General features: G+C 75.7%; 1 protein-coding gene and 1 pseudogene. Both read right to left on the bottom strand.

Annotated elements, in window-relative coordinates:
- Positions 1 to 608, bottom strand: a pseudogene (locus PKE44_RS18070) (hypothetical protein); the annotation flags it as partial.
- A gap of 73 nt (positions 609 to 681) precedes the next feature.
- On the bottom strand, positions 682 to 2,599 hold a 1,918-nt coding region (locus PKE44_RS18065; protein WP_324554023.1), incomplete at its 5' end, for a phage tail protein.

Here is a 2,599-nt window from a genome sequence, read left to right as displayed (position 1 = left end):
GCGGCGTCGAGCCGGGCCTGCTCGGCGGGGCTCGGCAGCGTCGCCGGCGGCGGGTCGGGCGGCGGCGGATTCAGGTCGGCACCGCGCAGCAGCAGCTCGAAGGCCTCGCCGGCGCGGCTCGCAGCGACTGCGTCGGTCGAGGCGTTGGTCGCGGCGGCCAGCACCGGCTGCAGGCCGAGCGCGCAGTCGACGTAGCGCAGCGCGACTTCGAGCACGAGCGAGCGCGGCGCGCCTTCGGCGGCATCGGGCGGCGTGCTGAACGGCAGCAGGGCCTCGGCACCCTGCTCGGCGAGCCAGGCGGGCAGGTCGATGCCGTAGGGCTCGGGCAGCAGCAGTTCGCGCCCGAGCGCATCGAGCGCGATGCCCGGATGCACGACCAGCCGCAGCGGCAGCGGTGCGGCCGGCGGCTCCAGCGTCACCAGCAGGCCGTAGATCGTGCCCAAGCCGTGCAGCAGCCGCGCATGGCGGTTCAGCCGCCGGCGGTGATAGTCCTGCTCGGCGAGCAGCGCCTCGACGCCGAGCAGCATGCCGGGGCGGAACGCGACGCGCGCGAGCGGTCCGGCTTCGGCGTCATGGCGCAGCGGAGAGTCCTGATCGGCATCGGTCATGGCCGCGCTCCAGCGGGCAGCATTGCCACGGCGTCGTGGCGCAGCGGAGAGTCGAAATCGGTAGCGGTCCCGGTCATGACGGCGCTCCAGCGGGCAGCAGCGAGGCGGCATCGAGCAGCACGCCGGCGCGGCCGAGGCGGGTGAAGTCGAGCTGCACGCCGGCCGGCGGCGGCGTGGTTTCCAGCCAGGTGTCGTAGCCGAGCAGCGGCGACAGGCCGGGCACGAACGGGAATTCGGCCGGGTATACGTCCCGGGCCAGATGCGCCGGCAGTTCGTCTTCGAGCACCTGCTCGACCACGCCCTGCCAGGCGCGGCCGGGGCCGTGCAGCAGCACGCTCAGGCGGTGCGCGTAGCGTTCGAAGAACACCCGCACCGCGGCGCGCTCGTCGCCGGCCCGTGCCTGTTCCGGCGCGAACAGCGCCAGAAACGCGCGGGTCTCGGGCCGGTCGAGGTCGAGGCTGTCGGCGAGGATCAGGCTGTCACCGACGATCGAGTTGCCCGAGCGCGTCGTGCCGAGCGTCAGCGGATGCGCGTCGGCATCGGGCAGCAGGCCGAGCAGCGTCGCCATGCTGCGGCGCAGCCGGAAGTTCTCGACCGGCACGATCTCGCCGCGGGCCACGGCGCCATCGGTCGCGAGATCGAGCGCCAGCACGACGCCGCGCAGCGTGCCGCGCCACGCGAGCAGCTCGCCCAGATGCGCGAGCCAGCGGCGCACGCGCGCCTCGGGCCAGTCGGCGAGCGGCGTGCGCCCGAGATAGCCCGCGAGCCAGGGCAGCAGCGCGGCCGGCGCCGCCTGCGGATCGAGCAGCGTCTCGGCGGCGGCGATGCGGCCTTCGAGCGGCGTCAGCAGACCCTCGCAGAGCGCGAGCAGGCGTTCGCGCAGGTCGGCACCGTTGGCCGGGGCCGAAGCCTCGCGGCGGCTTTCCTGCTGGCGGAACAGCTCCGGCAGGTAGCGCTCCTGATAGTCGAAGCGCGGCGCGTACACGCGCAGCGCGTGCAGCTGCGGCGTGCGCCGGCCGTCGCCGGCGAGCGTGATCCGCAACTGCAGCCAGCGCCCGGCGAGGCGGCGGACGTTGCCGTCGGCCTGCTGCAGCAGCAGCTCGAACAGCCCGCGCTCGCCGGGCCGCTGCGGCGCGAGCAGACCGGGATGCCAGGGCAGCTCCGAGGGCAGCGCATTCCAGACCGGCGCCGGCTGCGGCTGCCAGTCGGCGGCAGCGAGTGCGGCCGGCGTGTCGGCGGCGCGTGCGGCGAGCCGCAGCCGGCAGCCGGGCGGCAGGCAGGCTTCGAGGTACAGCCGATGCCAGACCGTGCCAGGGGCGCGGCCATCGAGGGCCGCGGGCGCGGTGTCGAGCTGGCCGGCCGGTGCGTATTCGGGCTGCGGCAGCTTCAGCCACGGCCGCGGGCCGTCGGCGGCGAGATAGCGCGGCCGGCCATCGGCCGAAATCACGACGCGCGCCGACTGCGGCCGTGCCATCTGCGGCCAGCGCAGCCGCAGCGCCTCGACGTGCGCACCGCCGTCGTCGTCTTCGATCAGCCGTACCTGCGGCACGTCGCAGGCGCGGAAGCCGGCATCGTCGGGCTGCGGCGCGCAGGCGAGCAGCAGCGTGCCGTCGCCGGGCGCGGCGAGATCGCTCGCCCACGGCAGCGCGGCATCGGCCGGAATCGGGAACACCTGCCAGGGCTCGGGTTCGTCGCCGAGCGCACGACGGGCGAGATCCTGCGCGCCGTCGCCGCGATCGAGCAGCAGGTACAGTGCCGTCGCATCGCCGGCGAGCGCGAGCACCTCGCCGGGCGGCAGCGGCGCGCGCCAGCGCAGCGTGAGCGGATCGGGGTCTTCGGCGAGCGGCCGGAAGCCCGGACCCGGCACGAAGGGCTGCGGCAGCGGCGCACCGGCGGCGAGCGCGTATTCGCCGGCCCCGGCGAGCCACACGCGCCCGCTGCCGTCGACGTGCAGCGCCGCGACCGCGAAGCCGGGCGCGAGGCGCACATGC

It is taken from the genome of Plasticicumulans sp. (assembly GCF_035331805.1).
GTDB lineage: Bacteria > Pseudomonadota > Gammaproteobacteria > Competibacterales > Competibacteraceae > Plasticicumulans.
The sequence above is the reverse complement of the archived record's forward strand: the minus strand, read 5'-3'. Positions and strand labels throughout refer to the sequence as shown.